General features: G+C 34.6%; 5 protein-coding genes. 3 read left to right on the top strand and 2 right to left on the bottom strand.

Going from position 1 to position 4557, the window contains the following annotated elements; all coding sequences use genetic code 11:
- The coding region (gene fbpA, locus HU235_RS25465) for a Fur-regulated basic protein FbpA (protein WP_217451422.1) at nt 1–78 on the bottom strand (78 nt) is incomplete at its 3' end.
- 205 nt (nt 79–283) lie between these two features.
- Between fbpA and HU235_RS07415 the strand changes: the two genes are divergently transcribed.
- From HU235_RS07415 to HU235_RS07405, 3 genes are all read left to right on the top strand, one after another.
- Nucleotides 284–1171, top strand: a complete 888-nt coding sequence (locus tag HU235_RS07415) for an AraC family transcriptional regulator (RefSeq protein ID WP_174879797.1) — start codon at nt 284–286, stop codon at nt 1169–1171.
- Between the two features lie 105 nt (nt 1172–1276).
- Nucleotides 1277–2554: a glycoside hydrolase family 27 protein gene (locus tag HU235_RS07410; protein WP_174879796.1), complete on the top strand. Its 1278-nt coding sequence runs from the start codon at nt 1277–1279 to the stop codon at nt 2552–2554.
- Between the two features lie 95 nt (nt 2555–2649).
- Nucleotides 2650–3819, top strand: a complete 1170-nt coding sequence (locus tag HU235_RS07405; RefSeq protein WP_174879795.1) for a serine hydrolase domain-containing protein — start codon at nt 2650–2652, stop codon at nt 3817–3819.
- 80 nt (nt 3820–3899) lie between these two features.
- Here the strand turns inward: HU235_RS07405 and HU235_RS07400 are convergent.
- Nucleotides 3900–4557 (bottom strand): L,D-transpeptidase family protein (locus HU235_RS07400; protein ID WP_174879794.1); only part of this gene is annotated, 658 nt, incomplete at its 5' end.

Here is a 4557-nt window from a genome sequence, read left to right as displayed (position 1 = left end):
TTCTTTTTCTGTAGCTTCATATAATTGCCTTCCATCCGGCATTTTATATAAATTCATATGAAGTAAAGCATCAATCATTTTTCCTTTACTGTTTTTTAACTCATATGTGATTTTAGACAATCAAATCACCCCTCTATTTGTAAGCGTTTCCAAAAATATTATAATTAATAAAATAACATTTGTCAATAAATAACCAAATCGAAAATTATTTCGTTTTATTAATGTTTATTTTCCAATTGTTTATTAGTATGATTAACAATATGATGCAATTTGGGGGATAAAAATGGAACAGCACCATCATTGTGAAACATATGGATTTCGTTTTCTAGATACTTTAAATGGACCATTTTGTCAATTGTTTGCAGTTGGACATGATCTTATTTCGAATAAAGAGCAGTATCATTGGGATGGCCGTAAACGGGTTGATGGGCCATTATTATTATTTCAATATACAATATCGGGGTTTGGTCATCTTGCTATCGATGAAAAGACGTACAAAATAATGCCCGGTTATGCATTTATGGTTGAAATACCAAGTGACCATATATATTATTTACCAGAAGAAAGCAATTCATGGGAATTTTATTATATTTTAGTTAGGCCAACTGGAATTATCCATCACTGGAATGAGTTGGTAGGAAAGATAGGAAGAGTGATTAAAATAAATAATGATCATTCCGTCATTAGTTTACTACAAAATATATTTCATGCAGCTAGTAGACAACAAATTACGGATGGGTATCGGGCAGCATCAATTGTTTATCAATTCATTATGGAGCTTTTTAGATTTTCTGATGAGCACAAAAAGATGAAAAGCAATTGGCCTGTCAAAATCCAAAATGCAGTAGAAAAAATGGAAAAGGACTATGCGTATATTCAAAGCTTAGAGGAAATCGCAATTGAAGTGGAAATTTCTAAATACCATTTTATTCGTATATTTAAGCAATCTACAGGCTATACGCCAATTGAATATTTAACAAAAGTGAGGATGGAGAAAGCAGTTAACTTGCTACGACAATCAGAGTTAACAATTGATGAGATAGCTAAATTAATAGGCTATTCCAATGGAAGTTACTTTATTAAAGTCTTTCGCAAATGGCTTGGTTTTTCCCCTGGGGAATTTAGAGATGGCAAAGATATTGCTTCAGTAAACCAATTGAAATTTGATTAATAGCAATATAGTACATAAAAAGCAAAAGTTTATTATAGATTGTTGAAAATCATTCCTTTTATTATATAAGTAGAATAGCAATATAATAGAAAGGAAATGATTTGAATGAACCATACAACATTTGCGAAGACACCTCCGATGGGGTGGAATAGTTGGGACTGTTACGGAGCTACTGTTACAGAAGAGGAAGTAAAGGGGAATGCTGATTACATTGCAAAAAATTTAAAGGAATATGGATGGGAATATGTTGTAGTTGATATTCAATGGTATGAGCCTGGTGCTGTATCTTCAGTTTATCGTCCTTTTGTTCCTTTAGAAATGGATGAATATTCAAGATTAATTCCGGCTACAAATCGCTTTCCTTCAGCACGAAATGGAAGGGGTTTCAAGGAGTTGGCGGACTATATTCATAATCTTGGCTTAAAGTTTGGGATTCATATAATGCGAGGAATTCCCCGCCAAGCTGTCCATGCAAATACACCGATATTAGGAACAAATGTTGGCGCAAGAGATATTGCTCATCCTAATTCAATATGTCCTTGGAATACAGACATGTATGGTGTTGACGCATCAAAGGAAGGAGCACAAGAATACTATAATTCGTTACTTAAGCTATATGCTGAATGGGAAGTAGACTTTATTAAGGTGGATGATATTGCAGCTTCACGCCTTTATGATATCCATATCGAAGAGATAAAACTCATTCGAAAGGCAATTGACAATTGTGGTAGAGACATAGTTTTAAGCCTTTCACCTGGTCCTGCACCATTACAACATGCGAATGAATTAAAGGCTAATGCAAATATGTGGAGAATGACGGATGATTTCTGGGATAAATGGGAGTTATTATATGGAATGTTTGAAAGATGTGAAAAGTGGAGTGAACATGTATCAGAAGGAAATTGGCCAGATTGTGACATGTTACCTTTAGGTCACATCGGGATTCGATCTGTTGATGGCGGTGGAAGTGATCGCTTTACACGATTTACAAAAGATGAGCAATTAACGATGATGACTCTTTGGTGTATTTTTAAATCCCCATTAATGTTCGGTGGTGAACTACGGGACAATGATGAATGGACATTGTCATTATTAACAAACAAAGAAGTTTTAAATATGCATCGTAATAGCCATAGTAATAAGCTAGTTTACAGGGAAAATGATAAAATTGTATGGACGGCAAAGGATAATGAATTAACGTATGTAGCACTATTTAATGCAACAGATGAAGAAACGTTATTGACTGTCTCCTTGGACCAACTCGGAATTACTTCACCAAAAAATGTAAAAGATTTATGGGTCAATGTGGAAGAAGGTATTGTTGAAGAGAAGATAGAAGCAAAGGTTCCAGCACATGGGGTAAAGCTTATAAAACTTTTCTGAAAAAATTTGTTAAAAAGCAGGATTATCAAATCCTTTTATCCAATTAAACAAACAGTGATTACCATTACTTTAAGAGAAAGATTTGGAGTGATTCGATGTCTGATTTACATAGTAGATTAACAACCCTTCTTCAACATTTCGTTGGGAATGGACTTCCGGGATGCGCATGTATGGTGACGAAGGATGGAAAAACCATTTACGAAAACTACTTAGGATTTGCGGATATTGATAAAGAATTGCCGATAACAGACGAAACAATTTATCGAATTTTCTCAATGACAAAGGTTGTAACATGTACGGCTGCATTAATGTTATATGAGCGAGGCCTATTTTTATTAAATGATCCACTTGAAGAATATTTACCTGAATTTAAAAATCAACGTGTCTTTGAAAAGCAAGAAAACGGTAATTATATAGAAAGACCTACAGCTAATAAAATATTAGTTAAGGATCTTTTTACGATGACTTCAGGAATAACTTATCCTGGTGATGCAAATGAAACAGAAAGAATGACAGCAAAGGCAATGTCAAACATAGATCAAAGGGTACGTCAAGGGGAAGCGATTGACGTGCAAACAATTTCCAAAATGATTGCATCCATTCCTTTAGCATTTGAGCCAGGTTCACAGTGGCATTATGGTTTAAGTCATGATGTTTTAGGAGCCTTCATAGAAGTACTTTCTGGCAAAACATTCGGTCAATTTTTGAAGGATGAAATTTTTGACCCGCTACAAATGGAGGATACATTTTTCAAAGTACCAGAAAATAAACAACATCGAATTTCTAACGTATATATTCGTAATGAGCAAGGCAAACTTGTAAGCGCTAAAGAAGCTGATGAAGCATTTCAAATTGATTTTCCATATGAGAATGGTGGTGCAGGCTTATTCTCAACGTTAAGAGATTATAATCGATTTGCACAAATGCTAGCAAATGGTGGTCAATTACACGGAGTGCAAATTATTGGTCGCAAAACGATTGAACTAATGTCACAAAACCATTTAACTTTAGAAAATAGCAACAATTATAACTGGGATTACTTAAAAGGCTATGGATATGGATTAGGTGTACGAGTTATGGAAAATCCTTCATTAGGGGGAATAAATAGTTCCATTGGAGAATTTGGTTGGTCAGGAATGCTAGGTACTTGGGTTCTAATCGATCCGAAAGAAAAATTATCTGCTGTGTACATGCAGCAAATGTATCCAAATTTAGAAGCCTATCATCAACCACGTCTTCGGTCAGTTATATATGGGACAATTTAATTATTTCAAAAACAATTAGGAGTAAAGCGAAAAAGCCACTAATACGTTAGAGGCTTTTTTTGCTGATATCTATATAAAAGCTATTGTTTTGCTAGTACTTTACTTGTTTGTGGGCCAACGATCCCATCTGCTAGTAATCCATGCTGCATTTGGAAGTCGATAACTGCTTGTTCAGTTTGTTTGCCAAATATTCCATCAACTCCACCTGTATTGTACCCAAGGTTTGTTAGCTGTTTTTGAATTTCACGTACAGCTTCTCCTCTAGCTCCATACTTCAAGAAATTAGATTTTTCTCCGTTTACACTATCACTATTAGTATGGTAACCAATTGAAGCAGCGATTGATTCGAAAGATTGTAAGGAGCTAGTAATATGAACCGTTGTATTTACGGATACGCGCTCATATAACCAATCGATTTCAGCATCATGCATTCTAATACATCCATTACTAGCATATGTCCCAATAGAATCAGGATTATTATTACCGTGAATCGCGTATATATCTCCGTTCGTACCTCTAGCATTAATTCCTAACCAACGATTACCCAATGGATTATTTGGATCTCCTCCAGCTATATTACCTGAATAATAAGGTCTATTTTTAATTTTATTGACGATCTGAAAGGTTCCTTCGGGTGTATAGGAAGGTTTTTTTCCAGTAGCAATACGGAATTGTTTAACTAAAATGCCATTTTCAAAGAAAGCTAATTGATTCGTTGACTTATTAATAATAATTAAG

Source organism: Metabacillus niabensis, assembly GCF_902829255.1.
Lineage (GTDB): Bacteria > Bacillota > Bacilli > Bacillales > Bacillaceae > Metabacillus > Metabacillus niabensis.
The sequence above is the reverse complement of the archived record's forward strand: the minus strand, read 5'-3'. Positions and strand labels throughout refer to the sequence as shown.